The sequence below is a fragment of the Flavobacterium sp. Root935 genome (genome assembly GCF_001429295.1).
Classification (GTDB): Bacteria; Bacteroidota; Bacteroidia; order Flavobacteriales; family Flavobacteriaceae; genus Flavobacterium.
This window is the reverse complement of sequence record NZ_LMJL01000007.1, coordinates 924,813-939,316: the sequence shown is the minus strand read 5'-3', so window position 1 is coordinate 939,316 and position 14,504 is coordinate 924,813. Positions and strand designations below refer to the sequence as shown.

Below are 14,504 nucleotides of genomic sequence, written 5' to 3'. Positions count from 1 at the left end.
AAGAAATTTGCCAATAGGTTTTAATTAAAACCTATTGGCAAATTTCTATTTATTCAACCACCAAATACTAGCATTCAAAACGGTTGCAAAACCTACCCAAGCCAAATACGGAATCAATAAGTAACCTGCTGTTTTGTTGATTTTGATAAACTTTAAATAAGTTTCGTAAATCATAAGCCATAAAAGTACAATTTCAACTAAAGCAAGCATCGGATTTTTTAATCCGAAGAATAAATACGACCAAATTGCATTAAGAATAAGTTGAATTATAAAGAAAAGAAGTGCTTTTTTAACTTCTTCTGTCTGCTCTTTTATTTTATCCCAGACTAATCCCGCAGCAACTGCCATAAAAATGTAAAGAATTGTCCAGACCGGCAGGAAAATCCAGTTCGGCGGATTAAAAACTGGTTTTTCAATAGTCGGATACCAGCTTTCTACACTTGGTCTCGTTACCAAACTTGCAGAATATCCTACTGACAAACAAATGATTAAAGCGATTACGATCTTAACTATTTTATTCATTGCATTAAATTTTGTATTCAAAAATAGTCAAAAGAAATTTTTAAACCATATAAGAAATATAAGTTCATTTTAGAAAACCCAACTTATATTTCTTAAATAACTTATATGGTGAAAAAATTTAAAAACTATCTTTGCCAAAATTTTACAATTCATGTTAACAGCAGCCGATTTTATACCAAATTCATATACTTCAACAATCGAAAACGGAAACTTTGAATGGAGCGCTCCAAGCAATATTGCATTAGTTAAATATTGGGGGAAAAAAGACAATCAAATTCCAGCAAACCCTTCGGTAAGTTTTACGCTTAACAATTGTAAAACAATTACGAAATTGGGCTTTTCAAAAAAAGACAACCACGGAAATTTTTCTTTTGATTTACTTTTTGAAGGAAAACCAAAAGAAGATTTTAAACCAAAGATTCAGAAGTTTTTAAAAAGAGTTGAAGTTTATCTGCCGTTTTTAAAAGACTATCATTTTACGATTGATACCCAGAATACATTTCCACATAGTTCCGGAATTGCTTCTTCAGCGTCTGGGATGGCAGCTCTTGCAATGAATTTTATGAGTTTAGAGAAATTACTGAACCCAGAAATGACAGAAGATTATTTCTATCAAAAAGCATCTTTTCTCGCTCGTTTAGGTTCTGGAAGTGCTTGCAGAAGCGTAAAAGGAAATGTTGTAGTTTGGGGGAATCAGGCCAATATTGAAGGAAGTACTGATTTATTTGGAGTTGAGTTTCCATATGCTATTCATGAAAATTTCAAGAATTATCAAGACACGATTTTATTGGTTGATAAGGGCGAAAAACAAGTTTCGAGTACTGTAGGACATGATTTAATGCACAATCATCCGTACGCTGAAAGACGTTTTGCCCAGGCGCATGAAAATTTAGATCATTTAATCAAGATTTTTGAAAATGGTGATTTAGAAGAATTTATCAAAGTTGTAGAAAGTGAAGCTTTGACTTTACACGCGATGATGATGACATCGATGCCGTATTTTATTTTGATGAAACCAAATACGCTTCAAATCATAAATGCAATCTGGAAATTTAGAAATGAAACACAGATTCCCGTATGTTTTACACTTGACGCGGGCGCGAATGTCCATGTGCTTTATCCCGAAAACGTTACCGAAAAAGTATTACAATTTATTCAGGACGAATTAGTTGTATTTTGTCAGAATCGTCAGTACATTTGCGACAAAATTGGAGAAGGTGCTTTATTAATTGATAATTAACAATTGTTAATTAATAATTGATTAATTTTATGGAAAGAAAGAACATTATTAAAGAAAAATCTTTTGCTTTTGCAATTGATGTTGTTAACCTTTATAAAGTTTTAGCTGAGAAAAGGGAGTTCGTATTATCACGGCAAATGTTACGTTCAGGCACATCAATTGGAGCAAATATTAGAGAGGCCGAACATGCCCAAAGTAAAGCAGATTTCATTCATAAATTATCTATTTCTTTAAAAGAGGCAAATGAGACTGAATATTGGTTAGATTTGCTATATGAAACGAAATATCTATCTGATATAGATTTTTTAAATATTAAACCAAAAATAACAGAGATTTTACGATTACTGACAAGTATTGTAAAAACTACTAAAAACACATAATTATCAATTGTTAATTATTCATTTTCAATTATGAAAGGACCATTATTTTACTCAAAAATATTACTCTTTGGAGAATACGGAATCATCCGCGACTCTAAGGGACTTTCTATTCCTTATAATTTTTACAATGGCGCCTTAAAGAAGTCTGAGGAGCCTTCTGCAGAAGCTATTGCATCAAACAAAAGTTTACAAAGCTTCACTGCTTATCTGGAAGTTTTACAGACACAACAGCCAGAATTGGTTACTTTTGATTTGGAAACTTTAAAAAATGATGTTGAAACTGGTATGTATTTCGATTCTAGCATTCCGCAGGGATACGGGGTTGGAAGCAGCGGTGCACTTGTTGCTGCTATTTATGATAAATATGCTACCAACAAAATCACAGTTTTAGAAAACTTAACACGAGAAAAACTATTACATCTAAAAAATGTCTTCTCTCAAATGGAAAGTTTTTTCCACGGAAAAAGTTCTGGTTTAGATCCGTTAAACAGCTATTTGAGCATTCCGATTTTAATTAATTCTAAAGATAATATTGAAGCAACCGGCATTCCGACTCAAAGTTTTGACGGGAAAGGTGCTGTCTTTTTATTAGACTCTGGAATAGTAGGCGAAACAGCTCCTATGGTTAACATTTTCATGGAAAACCTAAAAGACAAAGGTTTCCGTGCAATGCTAAAAAATCAATTTGTTAAATATACTGATGCCTGTGTAGAAAACTTCCTGCATGGCGATATGAAGTCTTTGTTTACGAATACTAAAAAACTTTCTAAAGTTGTTTTAAATCACTTTAAACCAATGATTCCAGAACAGTTTCATGGAATCTGGCAGCACGGAATTGACACAAACGATTATTACCTAAAACTTTGTGGTTCTGGCGGCGGCGGTTACATTCTTGGTTTTACAGAAGATTTGGAACGTGCAAAAGCATCCCTAAAAGACTATAAATTAGAAGTCGTTTATCAGTTTTAATTCTCTAAAGCAAAAGTTATTTGAGTAGATTTTCATAAGTTTTCATCCTAAAAAGTTATTTATTATGAAAAGTATTTTAAAAATATTCAAAGCAACTTTTTTAGGAGGAATTCTGTTTTTAGCACCTTTAGTCGTACTGCTTATTATTCTTGAAAAAGGATATGGCATTATTCAAAAAGTCACTCTTCCGCTTGTAAAAAATCTACCGAGAGTACATGTTTTAGGAATTGCACTGCAAGAACTTGTTGGAATAATAATTATAATCGTTATTTGTTTCGCTGCAGGTTTATTGTCAAGAACTGCCAAAGCTAAAAAACTGATTCAGAAATTAGAAAACGGAATTTTAAGTTTTGTTCCCGGATATTCATTTATGAAAAATATGAATGAAAACATTATGGGAATTGAGTCTAACCAAGATTTAAAAGTAATTCTTGTTCCTACAGATGCCGGCTGGCAATTTGCATTTTTGATAGAACAAATAGACGAAAATAGTTTTACTGTTTTTATACCCGATGCTCCAAATCCGTGGAGTGGCTCTGTTGTTTTTGTTGAGAAAAAAGACATCAAAAACGTTGAGATTTCGCAAAAAGAAGCACTGGCATGCATCAGAAAATTAGGCTATGGCTCTAAAGAATTGTTAAAAAACAAACTGTAAATTTTTATAATCAAAAATATCCTTTAACTTCCCTTATCTAAACCTTTACAAACTATTTTATATGTTAAGCAGACAGCACAAACTTTTAGTAATGAAAATTGTTAGTCTGTTTTCTGTAGTAAGGGGTTACAATATTCCAATTATAGTTTTAGCGCAATATTTATCGGCTATTTTTATTTTGGCACCAGAAATTAGGGCGCTGGATATTCTTCTTGATTTCCATTTATTCCTAATTGTTTTTGCCTCGGCGATTACGATTGCTTCGGGTTATATTATCAATAATTTTTACGACAGCCAGAAAGATTTAATTAATCGTCCCAACAAATCAATGCTGGACAGATTAGTGAGTCAAAAAACTAAATTATCGGTTTATTTTTCTTTGAATTTTCTTGCTGTTTTAATGGCTTTTATTGTTTCTTGGAGAGCATTTTTGTTCTTCTCGGGTTATATTTTCCTAATTTGGTTTTATTCTCATAAAATAAAAAAATATCCAATTATCGGGAATTTAATGTCTGCACTGCTGGCTGTTACTCCGTTTTTTGCCATATTACTGTATTTCTACAATAAAATTTCGTTTGAAGAAATTGAAAATCATATGAGTCATTTTGTGGTAATTTCGGCACATGCAGTTTTCTTGTTTTTACTTTTGCTGATTCGAGAAATGATTAAAGATTTGGAAAACTTGAAAGGTGATTTGGTAACGGATTATAGAACAATTCCTGTTTTGTATGGCGAAAAAATCTCTAAACAAGTTATTACTGCTTTGACAATTTTAACCATTTTACCTGTTTATGTTTTAATAAATATTTATGATGTGGGTTATATGGATATTTACTTTTATGCCTGTTTTGGTGTGTTGCTTTTTTTCTTGATTTATTTATGGAAATCGAATTCTAAGGAGCAGTTTTTAATGCTTCATAATGTTTTGAAATTCTTAATCGTTTCGGGTGTTTTCTGCATTGTTTTGATCAATCCCAGCGTTTTGTGGCACGGTAGAGAATTGATTTCTAATTACTAATTTTTTATTCCACTGAGATACACCAAGAGTTTCACAGAGATTCACGAATATTTTTTGGGTTGATCTGTGTAAACTTTGCGAACCTTTGTGCAACAACTTATTCCAAAATATTTAAAAGAAGCCAATTGTTTGAAATCTAGCCCCGATTGAAGTGGAAATCTTTTTATTTTTTTCTTTAAAAAATAAAAAATTGGAACGGAAAGCGGGAAATAATGCCTGAAAAAAAGCAAATTGTGATGCTCCTTACTTCTTAAAATTTATTGCTATTAATCTAAGAACATTGAACTTAAGATTTATTAGCAGGAAAAAACTATCTTTGCACAAATTAATGATTTTATGAACAACAAGGAAGGCAATAATAAAAGAGGCGGATCTAGACCAAACAGCTCAAGATCAAACTCTAGTAAGCCAAAACCTCCTATGGCGAAACGTGCGCAAGGGCCGAAAAAAGTGAAACCGGAGGTTAAAGCCGCTAATGCTGCTGCGGAAGAAAAAGTAAAAAAACAAAATCAGGCTCCGAAAAGACAAAAGGCTTCAGATGAAATTCGTTTAAACAAATACATCTCGAATTCTGGTATTTGTTCGCGTCGTGATGCTGACATTTATATTCAGTCTGGAAACGTTAAAGTAAACGGTGTTCCAGTAACTGAAATGGGATATTTGGTAAAATTGAATGATGTAGTAAACTTTGACGGTGTTACTTTGACTCCTGAAAAGAAAGAATATATTCTATTAAACAAACCTAAAAACTTTACGACAGCTCTGGATGAAGGTCAAGAATATCGTAACGTTCTAGAACTTGTTCGCGGTTCTACAAATGCAAAAATTGCTCCAATCGGAAGAATGGATAAAAATACGACTGGTTTATTGGTATTTACAAACGATACAGATATGATCCGTAAGTTTACTTTACCAAATCAAAAATCGTCTAAAATTTATCAGGTTTCTTTAGACAAAAACTTAAAGTTTGAGGATCTTGAAAAAATCAGCAAAGGTTTGGTTCTTGACGGACACCGCGTTTTTGTTGAGGAAATTAGCTATATTGATAATGAGCCCAAAAGCGAAATCGGACTTAAACTTCGTACTTCGAATGTAAAAGTGGTGCGTTCTATTTTTGAGTCTTTTGAATATAATGTTTTACGAATTGATCGTGTTGCATTTGCTGGTTTGACCAAAAAGAATCTTCCTAGAGGAAACTGGCGCTTTTTGACTGACCAAGAGATCATCAATTTGAAAAACGCTAAATAGTTTTTCAAATTTTGTTATAATGAATCCTGTTTTCTTTGAAAATGGGATTTTTTTATTTTAGAAACTAAAGAAATTATGTCCGAAAAGGGTAAAAATTGATCTTCCGATAGATTGGTTTTTATCTTCTACTGTTTCGTAAGATGAAAAACCGAGGATGATTTTGATTCCAGGGGGAATACTGTTTAAAATGTCTCTTTTTTGGTCTTCGAGAAGTAATTTTAAACTTTCTAGTAATTGAAGATTATTTCTTAAGTAGGAAACTACAAGCAGTGCTGAAAAGTTAAGTATTTCTCTGGCTGTTTCGCTTTTAATACCGACTTCGTTTGAAACCATTTCTGAAATTCTTCCCTTTTTATTCGAGAACAATTCTTTAAGTAATGAATTTCCTTCTAAACGGTAACAATCATCAACTGATAAAATTCTACCTGCGTTAAAGTCAATTTCTTGGTAAAAAGTTGAATCTTCTTTTATCATTGAGGCTATTTCAGAATAAAAATCAGATTCTTCGGCTTTGTTGTAGAGTCCCATTAAAATTGTACCGATCGAGACATCAATTCCTTTTATTAAAAGGGCATCATTTTCAAAATAAAACTTGTTCAACTTGGAGACAACATTAGATGAAATAAAACGTCTAAGTTCAATTTGTAGGTTTGGGGTCATACGCGTTAACTTATTAAAGAAACATTATTTAAATTTGTTCAAAATAACCGATAAAGTGAGGCTTTTTATCGTTTATTGTGATAAAAATATAAAATAAATTAACATTTCCAAAAAATAAGTTAAAAATTTACATAGATAATAACCTCATGTTAACATAAAAAATGCGTAAACACCTGTAAACACAACCCTTTAGAACTCAAACACAAAAGATAAAAAAGTTAAGAAAATTTTGATGTTTTTATAAAAGGCAACGCACAAGCTAGAAAAATGTTATATAATTAAAACAAAATGTTTCGATATTTCCACATTACGCTCAAAAAAATGCCCAAATAGACTACACAAAACATAAAATTAATAAAGCTCGAAGCAAGGAACCCAAGCAAGGAACCTGTTGCCGCTTTTAGTGCCCGTTTATGATTTTGTGAGTCGTATAACAATTCTCCGACAAGTGCTCCCAAAAAAGGTCCGATGATAAATCCAAAAGGAATTGGCGCCAAAATTCCGATAATTAAACCAATATTTGTCCCCCATATTCCATACGAACTTCCGCCGAACTTTTTTGTCCCCTGCGATGGGATTACGTAATCTAATATTGTTATGATTACCATTAAAACAAAAGTTATTCCTAAAACCCAATAATTATTTTCTACTGCTTTGGTTAGATATAGCAAAAGCAAACCCACCCAGCAGCTTGACAACCCAGGCAAAACAGGAAGAAAACTGCCAAAAATGCCAACAATCATGCATATAAAACCTAGTGTAACTAAAAGTAAATCCATATAGTTTTGATAAATTTGTTCTTACAAATTACTACTTTATTTTTTGCTATACAAACTTTAAAATTGTACCTTTAAAATATGAAGATTCCGCGTAATTGAAAGAATCTCTAAAAAAAATAATTGTATTTTTGTTTATTCATTCAACATTAAAATCTTGAGGCCGTTTTCACTTTTTTTCATCTGTATTATCTTTAATTCTTGTCAATATTTTGAGAAGCAGGTTCCGTCTGAAAAAGAATTACTTCAAAAAGAATTGAAATCGATCAACTGGAAAGAAGTAGACGAATACCCATCTGTCTCAAACTGTGAAAAAATAGCCGATAAAAAACTTCGCCAGCAGTGCTTTTTTGATGTAATGTCTGATCTTATTGAAGAAAAACTTAATGTTGATACTTTATCGATTATGTACCCAGAATTGGACACTATTGAAGTAAAAGTAACAATTTTTCCAAATGCAACTATGAAGTTTGAGCCTCAGTTTCCTAAAGATTCTGTTGCCTATGATACTATAAAAATTGACAGTATTCTGCATGCGCGTCTTGTTGATTTTCCAAAAGTAAATCCAGCTATAAAACGAGGCATTCCCGTAAAAACACAATTTATTCTGCCTGTAATTTTGAAAGCAAAGGAATAGTTTTACCCTTTTATATAAAATTATTTCATAAAACGCCTGTCTTTCCATTCGTACGAACCAAATAAGCTATACAAAGCTACACTTGTACTAAAAAAAGGATAAAACAAACTACTCAATAAAAAGCTTTTAAGCCTTGTATTCTTTAAAAACTGATTTGTTTTTGAAAGCAAAACAAAATCAACCATAAACTTTAAAAAAGCAAATAAAACAAAAAACGGATAATTTAAAATTTGGAAGAGAAGTAACAAAAAAGCAATTACAAAACTCAAATTTCCAAAGAAAACAACTAATCCCATAAATTTTCCATAATTACTTTTATACGAACTCGTTTTGGCAGCCCAGCGCACTCTTTGATGAAATAATGCTTTCCAGCTTTCTGTTGGTTTTGTAGTTACAATGGCTTCTTGAGCTTTTAAGTAATGAACTTCATTTGGAAATTTTTCAATTGCTTTTTGCAGTAAAAAGACATCATCTCCACTTGCAATAGTCTCATTTCCAGTAAAACCATTTAAACTTTCAAACAATGATTTGGTGTACGCAAAATTAGCTCCGTTACACATAAAACCTTTGTTTAAACCAAAACTTCCAATTGTTGCGCCTTGTAAACTTGTCAAATCTAATTGCTGAAAATGATGCAGAAATGAATCTCCACATTCATACGTTACTGCTCCCGCCAGCATCGAAACTTTATTTTCCTGAATATAATTATCAAAAGTTAAAAGCCAGTTTTCTGGAACAAGACAATCAGCATCTGTGGTAATTACCCAATTCGTCTTTACGCGCAACATTGCGGTTGTAATCGCATCTTTTTTGGGAGAATTTGAAACCCGAATATTGTTTATTTGTGAAATGTGAAATGCGAAATTTGAGACTTGAAATTTCTCTTTCGAATTATCATCGACTAAAATTACTTCGAATAAATCTGTTGGATAATTTAGTGTCGAAAAGCTATTTAAAAGCTTTGGCAGGTTTTCTTCTTCATTTCGAAACGGAACAATTATGGTAAAACTTGTCTGTGGCTTTAAATCTTTTTTTTGATATTTTTTGACTTTGAAAAAACCATAAATAAGCAAACTAATGTTTACAATGTAAATAGCTAATATGGCAAACAAAGCAAAAATCATGCTGCTGTTTTCGTTTTAAAATTCAGCACAAAATAACTTCCTAAAACTACTGGCAGTACAACATTTAAAAACCACATTAAAGTGCTGATAAAAATGACAATCCATTCGTTAACGCCAAGAATTCCGAAAAAATAAATAGCGACGCTTCCTTTAACTGCAAAATCCAGAAACTGAAATGTGGGCAATGATGAAGCTAAAAAGTATACAGATGTAATTGCTGCCATTAAAGTTAAATAAGGCAGATCGACATCAAAACCTAAAAACAGAAAGTAATATTGGTGCGAAAAAACCAAATATCTTAAAACGCCTAAAAAGATGTTTCTTCTATGAATTGACTTTGGAATTTCGTTGATTTTATGAATTAGTTTTTCAATTGAATATCCTTTGACTTTTATTTTTTTGATTGAAAATAAAATAATCAGAATTAGCAGAAATCCTCCGAACAAGATTAAGACTGTTTTGGTTGTAATAACATTAAACTGTGCATTGAAATAAAGTAAGCCAAAAATTCCAAAAATGATCGTTAAAATCATTTGGATTCCGTTGCAGATTAAGTTTAGAAAAACAACTTTTTTAGCTTCCGATTTTGGATAATACAAAGCTTTTCCAGCGTACTCTCCCACTCCGTTTGGTGTAAAGATTCCTGCCGTTAAAGCGGCTAAAACCTGCTTAGTGGCTTCGTAAACCGAGATTTGATAAATTGCTTTGGCGAGATTCTGCCATTTTAGAATCTCAAAATAGCGATTCAAAACACTCAAAAGTAATATAAACGAAATGCCTAAAACCGACTGATTTTTTCGAAATAAAACAATGAACTTATTCCAGTCCAATTTGTCGTTGTTGGCCAGCTGATTGTAAATAAAATAAAATGCACCGCCAACAATCAAAAGTTTGATTAGAAGAACTAGGAATTGCTTAGCTTTGTGAGGAATTGAAATCATGCCGCAAAAGTAATCAATTTGGAAATTAGGCAATGTGACAATTAGAAAATGTGACAATTTTCTAAACCTGAAACTTGAAACATCAAACTTGAAACAAAAACTCTCTTGACAAAAGAACGCATCATATTAGGAATTGACCCTGGAACCACAATTATGGGTTTTGGATTAATTAGAGTCATCAATAAAAAAATGGAATTTTTGCAGTTAAACGAACTGCAATTGTCCAAATATGACAATCATTACCAAAAACTAAAAATCATTTTTGAAAGAACCATCGAATTAATCGAAACGCATCATCCTGACGAAATTGCGATTGAAGCGCCTTTTTTTGGTAAAAATGTACAATCGATGTTAAAGCTCGGTCGCGCACAAGGTGTTGCAATGGCGGCTGGACTTTCAAGAGATATTCCAATCACGGAATATGAACCTAAAAAGATAAAGATGGCGATTACCGGAAACGGAAATGCCAGCAAAGAACAGGTTGCGAAAATGCTCCAACAGCTTTTAGGATTAAAAGAATTACCCAAAAATCTCGATTCAACCGACGGTTTGGCAGCGGCAGTTTGTCATCACTTTAATTCAGGAAAAGTCGTAGCAGGAAAAAGTTATTCGGGCTGGGATGCTTTTGTGAAACAAAATGAGGACAAAATTAGAAAATGAGATAATTAGATAATTTCTTCGAACCTAATTTTCATTATCTAATTATCAAATTGGCACATTATCTAATTAAAAAAAATGAGCGGTATCTACATCCATATTCCTTTTTGCAAACAGGCTTGTCATTATTGTGACTTTCATTTTTCGACTTCAATGAAAAAGAAAGATGAAATGGTTTTGGCTTTGTCCAAAGAAATTGGCATGCGTAAAAATGAGTTTGAGAACGATCCCGAATTCTCGGGAGTAGAGACAATATATTTCGGAGGTGGAACTCCTTCTGTTTTGACCAATGACGAAATTAATTTTTTAATTTTAGAAGTTTATAAAAACTATAAAGTCTCAGATAATCCAGAAATTACACTTGAAGCTAATCCCGATGATTTGTCCGCGGAGCGAATTTTTGAATTATCTAAAAGTCCGATAAACCGATTAAGCATTGGTATTCAGTCTTTTTATGAAGAAGATTTAAAGATGATGAACCGTGCTCATAATTCGGTGGAAGCCATAAAATGTTTACAAGAAGCGACAAAATATTTTGATAATATTTCACTCGATTTAATTTACGGAATTCCTGGATTGACAGATGAAATGTGGAAACAGAATATCGAAACGGCTTTGAGTTTTGGCATTCCACATATTTCGAGTTATGCATTGACGGTTGAACCCAAAACAGCCTTGAGCAAATTAATTCAGACTGGAAAAATCGCTGAACCGCAAGATGAAGCCGCTTCAAATCATTTTATGATTTTGGTTGAAACGCTCCAAAAAAATGGATTTATTCATTACGAATTATCGAATTTTGGGAAAGAGAATTATTTTTCCAAAAACAATTCGGCTTATTGGTTAGGAAAAAAATATATCGGAATCGGACCTTCCGCGCATAGTTATGACGGTGAAAAAAGAGGCTGGAATATTGCGAATAATTCTTTGTATTTGAAAGCGATTCAAAATAACGAACTTCCAATTGAAACAGAAATTCTGACCATTTCAGATCGTTATAATGAATATATTATGACAGGTTTAAGAACGATTTGGGGCGTTTCTTTAGAAAGAATTGAAAATGAATTTGGTTTGGAATATTTGAATTATCTGAAAAAACAATCTGAAAAATTCTTAAACGATGATTTGCTTTCCATTGAAAACAACATTCTAAAACCAACTCCAAAAGGAAAATTTTTAACGGATGGAATTGCAAGTGATCTGTTTTATTTAGATTTGTAATATAAATCTTAAATGAAATGAACTTAGAAACTGCAATATTAGAAATAAAAAAATTCTGGAATAATGATGATAATTTTCCTTTTGGAGAATCACAGAATAAAAGTCATATTCATCGTTTAGAAAATGAATTTAAAATTACATTACCTCACAATTTAAAAGATTACATAAGCAATTTTGCACCTCTAAAAGATTTTTATTTTTCTACGGTTGGTAATCCAATGTGTATTTATGGAGTTGAAAATCTAAAATATAAGCAAGATGGTTACAACTATAATTCAATAAAAAATACTGAAATTGGCGATTGGAACAAGAACTTTTTTATTTTTGCTGATGAAGGTGCTGATCCTGTTATTGTAGATTTTGAGGATCTGGAAAATGGCATTCAAAAACTTATGCATGGCGCAGGAAATTGGGAAACTGGTACAACAGTTGCAGATACCTTAGGACAGTTTTTACTTTGCAGCGCCGCGCTTCATCACGCCTTAAGCAATTTTGAAGATGAGTCTATAATTGATGATGAAAATGGTTTCAACCTTGCTGACAATGCTGCAAAATGGTACTTCAAAAATATGAGAAATTGGGCGGGCAAATATTATGACGAATGGTGTTCTGTTTTTGATAATCATTAATAAAAAATGGAATTAAAAGAGTCGCAAACAATCTTTAATAATCCTTGGCGCCCTTTGCGTAAACCTTAGCGACCCTTGCGGTTAAATCAACATGATAGCAAAAATCAACAACTTCGAAATCGACTTATCAAAACCCATTGATATCTCTATTCCATTAACCAATACAGACGAAAACCCAATTGCCTGGTATATCGAAAAACCAGTTATTGAACCTGTAGTTTTCGGCGATTGGATCGGAAAAGTTTCGGAAGGAAAATCATCAACGAATTTTAACAATATTTTCTTCAATCCGCATGGACATGGAACGCACACGGAATGTCTGGGACATATTACAAATGATTTTTACAGCATTAATCAATCACTTAAACAGTTTTTCTTTTTTGCTAAATTGATTACCATTGAGCCTGAGAAAATTGGGGATGATCTCGTTATTACGAAAGAAAGCATCTCGACTTCGCTCAATGTGACATCGTTGGACGCTTTGATTATCAGAACACTTCCCAATCAAAAAGAAAAAAAATCAAGAAAATATTCAAATACAAATCCGCCTTATTTGTCTGAAGAAGCTGCCACTTTCATCCGCGAAAGCGAAATTCAACATTTATTGATTGATTTACCAAGCGTTGACAAAGAACATGACGAAGGTAAATTACTGGCTCACAAAGCATTTTGGAATGTAAAAGACACTCATAATCTTAATTCTGATGCACGGTTAAATGCTACAATTACCGAAATGATTTACGTTCCAGACGAAATTGAAGATGGAAATTATATACTAAATCTTCAAATAGCTTCGTTTGAAAATGACGCAAGTCCATCAAAACCAATTTTATATAAGATTTAAAAAGTTTGCCACGACCCGAGCGAAAGCGAATTGGCGAAGCAATTACACTAATTCCCACTAATTTTTACATGCTTGAAGTGAAAAAATTAATTCGTGAAAATTCGTGAAATTCGTGGCAAGAAAAACAATAAACTATGATTAGCGTATCTACTGATAAAACCAAACTCGACGTTCCGTTTATACAAAACTTTTTAAAAGACATTTATTGGGCTGCAGGACGAACTATTGAAGAAGTGCAGACTACAATTGATGCTTCGGTTTGTTTTGGAATCTATTTAGATGACAAACAAATTGGTTTCGCAAGAGTAATTACCGATTACGCGGTATTTGCTTATTTAATGGACGTTTTTATAACCGAAGAACATCGTGGAAAAGGATATTCGTCGATCTTAATTGAAACGATGATGAAGGAACCTCAACTTCAAAATGTCAAAATTTGGAGATTAGCCACAACTGACGCTCACTTTTTATACGAGAAATTCGGATTTACAAAACTCAATCATCCTGAAAAAATGATGGAAAAAATAGTTTAATAAACACTAATTTCACTAATTGCCATGAAACAGTTCAATTAGTGAAATTGGTGTAATTCGTGTTGAATCATAACTTTTTTATAATATGAATTTAGAAACGTTTTACGAATATTGTCTTTCAAAAAAAGGTGTGAGCGAGCATTTTCCTTTTGACGAAGATACTTTGGTTTTTAAAGTTGGCGGTAAAATGTTTGCCCTATCTTCTTTATCGCAATGGGAAAAAAATGAGCAGTCTGTCAATTTAAAATGTAATCCAGACCGCGCACAGGAACTCAGAGCTGAATATGATGAAATACAACCTGGATTTCATATGAGTAAAGTACACTGGAATACGATTGCTTTAAACGGAAATCTTCCAGACAAATTTGTCAAAGAATTAATTGATCATTCCTATGAATTGGTTTTCAAAAGTTTGACAAAGAAAATTTAGAGTGAAATTATCGAATTAGA

18 protein-coding genes are annotated in these 14,504 nt (G+C 32.3%); 13 read left to right on the top strand and 5 right to left on the bottom strand.

The window, feature by feature from the left end:
- Nucleotides 1–45 precede the first annotated feature (45 nt).
- Nucleotides 46–522: a TspO/MBR family protein gene (locus ASE40_RS05595; protein WP_057115941.1), complete on the bottom strand. Its 477-nt coding sequence runs from the start codon at nt 520–522 to the stop codon at nt 46–48.
- A 151-nt stretch (nt 523–673) separates the two neighbouring features.
- On the opposite strand from ASE40_RS05595, the gene ASE40_RS05590 reads away from it, so the two are divergent.
- From ASE40_RS05590 to ASE40_RS05565, 6 genes are all read left to right on the top strand, one after another.
- Nucleotides 674–1,762, top strand: coding sequence for a diphosphomevalonate/mevalonate 3,5-bisphosphate decarboxylase family protein (locus ASE40_RS05590; RefSeq protein ID WP_057115940.1), 1,089 nt, complete (start codon nt 674–676; stop codon nt 1,760–1,762).
- A 29-nt stretch (nt 1,763–1,791) separates the two neighbouring features.
- Nucleotides 1,792–2,142, top strand: coding sequence for a four helix bundle protein (locus ASE40_RS05585; RefSeq protein ID WP_057115939.1), 351 nt, complete (start codon nt 1,792–1,794; stop codon nt 2,140–2,142).
- A gap of 30 nt (nt 2,143–2,172) precedes the next feature.
- Nucleotides 2,173–3,111, top strand: a complete 939-nt coding sequence (locus ASE40_RS05580) for a mevalonate kinase (RefSeq protein WP_057115938.1) — start codon at nt 2,173–2,175, stop codon at nt 3,109–3,111.
- A gap of 64 nt (nt 3,112–3,175) precedes the next feature.
- Nucleotides 3,176–3,766 (top strand): DUF502 domain-containing protein, encoded by a 591-nt coding sequence (locus ASE40_RS05575; protein WP_057115937.1) that lies wholly within the window; start codon nt 3,176–3,178, stop codon nt 3,764–3,766.
- Between the two features lie 61 nt (nt 3,767–3,827).
- Nucleotides 3,828–4,784 carry a geranylgeranylglycerol-phosphate geranylgeranyltransferase gene (locus tag ASE40_RS05570; RefSeq protein ID WP_057115936.1) on the top strand — a complete coding sequence of 319 codons (957 nt, stop codon included), beginning with the start codon at nt 3,828–3,830 and terminating at the stop codon, nt 4,782–4,784.
- A 336-nt stretch (nt 4,785–5,120) separates the two neighbouring features.
- Entirely contained in the window at nt 5,121–6,032 is a 912-nt protein-coding gene (locus tag ASE40_RS05565) for a pseudouridine synthase (protein ID WP_057115935.1), read from the top strand.
- A 57-nt stretch (nt 6,033–6,089) separates the two neighbouring features.
- Here the strand turns inward: ASE40_RS05565 and ASE40_RS05560 are convergent, their stop codons facing one another.
- Together ASE40_RS05560 and ASE40_RS05555 are read right to left on the bottom strand one after the other, a co-directional pair.
- Nucleotides 6,090–6,692 carry a DUF937 domain-containing protein gene (locus ASE40_RS05560; RefSeq protein WP_057115934.1) on the bottom strand — a complete coding sequence of 201 codons (603 nt, stop codon included), beginning with the start codon at nt 6,690–6,692 and terminating at the stop codon, nt 6,090–6,092.
- Nucleotides 6,693–6,970: 278 nt separating this feature from the next.
- Complete coding sequence (locus ASE40_RS05555; protein WP_057115933.1) at nt 6,971–7,471, bottom strand: DUF456 domain-containing protein; 501 nt, start codon at nt 7,469–7,471, stop codon at nt 6,971–6,973.
- Between the two features lie 154 nt (nt 7,472–7,625).
- Here ASE40_RS05555 and ASE40_RS05550 point away from each other — a divergent pair, with 154 nt between their 5' ends.
- Complete coding sequence (locus ASE40_RS05550; protein WP_057115932.1) at nt 7,626–8,105, top strand: hypothetical protein; 480 nt, start codon at nt 7,626–7,628, stop codon at nt 8,103–8,105.
- Nucleotides 8,106–8,125: 20 nt separating this feature from the next.
- Here the strand turns inward: ASE40_RS05550 and ASE40_RS05545 are convergent, their stop codons facing one another.
- Together ASE40_RS05545 and ASE40_RS05540 are read right to left on the bottom strand one after the other, a co-directional pair.
- Complete coding sequence (locus ASE40_RS05545) at nt 8,126–9,229, bottom strand: glycosyltransferase family 2 protein (protein WP_057115931.1); 1,104 nt, start codon at nt 9,227–9,229, stop codon at nt 8,126–8,128.
- Nucleotides 9,226–10,170, bottom strand: a complete 945-nt coding sequence (locus ASE40_RS05540) for a lysylphosphatidylglycerol synthase domain-containing protein (RefSeq protein ID WP_057115930.1) — start codon at nt 10,168–10,170, stop codon at nt 9,226–9,228. Before ASE40_RS05540 ends, ASE40_RS05545 begins: the two co-directional genes overlap by 4 nt.
- A gap of 105 nt (nt 10,171–10,275) precedes the next feature.
- On the opposite strand from ASE40_RS05540, the gene ruvC reads away from it, so the two are divergent.
- The 6 genes from ruvC (at nt 10,276) to ASE40_RS05510 (ending at nt 14,484) form a co-directional block, all read left to right on the top strand.
- Nucleotides 10,276–10,830: a crossover junction endodeoxyribonuclease RuvC gene (gene ruvC / locus ASE40_RS05535; protein ID WP_082586749.1), complete on the top strand. Its 555-nt coding sequence runs from the start codon at nt 10,276–10,278 to the stop codon at nt 10,828–10,830.
- A 75-nt stretch (nt 10,831–10,905) separates the two neighbouring features.
- Nucleotides 10,906–12,048, top strand: coding sequence for a radical SAM family heme chaperone HemW (gene hemW / locus ASE40_RS05530; RefSeq protein WP_057115929.1), 1,143 nt, complete (start codon nt 10,906–10,908; stop codon nt 12,046–12,048).
- 17 nt (nt 12,049–12,065) lie between these two features.
- Nucleotides 12,066–12,677 carry an SMI1/KNR4 family protein gene (locus ASE40_RS05525; protein ID WP_057115928.1) on the top strand — a complete coding sequence of 204 codons (612 nt, stop codon included), beginning with the start codon at nt 12,066–12,068 and terminating at the stop codon, nt 12,675–12,677.
- Nucleotides 12,678–12,768: 91 nt separating this feature from the next.
- Nucleotides 12,769–13,521, top strand: a complete 753-nt coding sequence (locus tag ASE40_RS05520) for a cyclase family protein (RefSeq protein WP_057115927.1) — start codon at nt 12,769–12,771, stop codon at nt 13,519–13,521.
- A gap of 134 nt (nt 13,522–13,655) precedes the next feature.
- Nucleotides 13,656–14,054 carry a GNAT family N-acetyltransferase gene (locus ASE40_RS05515; protein ID WP_057115926.1) on the top strand — a complete coding sequence of 133 codons (399 nt, stop codon included), beginning with the start codon at nt 13,656–13,658 and terminating at the stop codon, nt 14,052–14,054.
- Nucleotides 14,055–14,139: 85 nt separating this feature from the next.
- Complete coding sequence (locus ASE40_RS05510) at nt 14,140–14,484, top strand: MmcQ/YjbR family DNA-binding protein (RefSeq protein ID WP_057115925.1); 345 nt, start codon at nt 14,140–14,142, stop codon at nt 14,482–14,484.
- Nucleotides 14,485–14,504 lie beyond the last annotated feature (20 nt).

Excerpts from the sequence above, each read along its gene's own strand:
- ASE40_RS05510 (WP_057115925.1), top strand. The coding sequence starts at position 14,140 with ATGAATTTAGAAACGTTTTACGAATATTGTCTTTCAAAAAAAGGTGTG.
- ASE40_RS05575 (WP_057115937.1), top strand. The coding sequence starts at position 3,176 with ATGAAAAGTATTTTAAAAATATTCAAAGCAACTTTTTTAGGAGGAATT.
- ASE40_RS05545 (WP_057115931.1), bottom strand. The coding sequence starts at position 9,229 with ATGATTTTTGCTTTGTTTGCCATATTAGCTATTTACATTGTAAACATT.
- ASE40_RS05555 (WP_057115933.1), bottom strand. The coding sequence starts at position 7,471 with ATGGATTTACTTTTAGTTACACTAGGTTTTATATGCATGATTGTTGGC.
- ASE40_RS05585 (WP_057115939.1), top strand. The coding sequence starts at position 1,792 with ATGGAAAGAAAGAACATTATTAAAGAAAAATCTTTTGCTTTTGCAATT.
- ASE40_RS05580 (WP_057115938.1), top strand. The coding sequence starts at position 2,173 with ATGAAAGGACCATTATTTTACTCAAAAATATTACTCTTTGGAGAATAC.
- ASE40_RS05595 (WP_057115941.1), bottom strand. The coding sequence starts at position 522 with ATGAATAAAATAGTTAAGATCGTAATCGCTTTAATCATTTGTTTGTCA.
- ASE40_RS05565 (WP_057115935.1), top strand. The coding sequence starts at position 5,121 with ATGAACAACAAGGAAGGCAATAATAAAAGAGGCGGATCTAGACCAAAC.
- ASE40_RS05590 (WP_057115940.1), top strand. The coding sequence starts at position 674 with ATGTTAACAGCAGCCGATTTTATACCAAATTCATATACTTCAACAATC.
- ASE40_RS05525 (WP_057115928.1), top strand. The coding sequence starts at position 12,066 with ATGAACTTAGAAACTGCAATATTAGAAATAAAAAAATTCTGGAATAAT.
- ASE40_RS05520 (WP_057115927.1), top strand. The coding sequence starts at position 12,769 with ATGATAGCAAAAATCAACAACTTCGAAATCGACTTATCAAAACCCATT.
- ASE40_RS05515 (WP_057115926.1), top strand. The coding sequence starts at position 13,656 with ATGATTAGCGTATCTACTGATAAAACCAAACTCGACGTTCCGTTTATA.
- hemW (WP_057115929.1), top strand. The coding sequence starts at position 10,906 with ATGAGCGGTATCTACATCCATATTCCTTTTTGCAAACAGGCTTGTCAT.
- ASE40_RS05540 (WP_057115930.1), bottom strand. The coding sequence starts at position 10,170 with ATGATTTCAATTCCTCACAAAGCTAAGCAATTCCTAGTTCTTCTAATC.
- ASE40_RS05560 (WP_057115934.1), bottom strand. The coding sequence starts at position 6,692 with ATGACCCCAAACCTACAAATTGAACTTAGACGTTTTATTTCATCTAAT.
- ASE40_RS05570 (WP_057115936.1), top strand. The coding sequence starts at position 3,828 with ATGTTAAGCAGACAGCACAAACTTTTAGTAATGAAAATTGTTAGTCTG.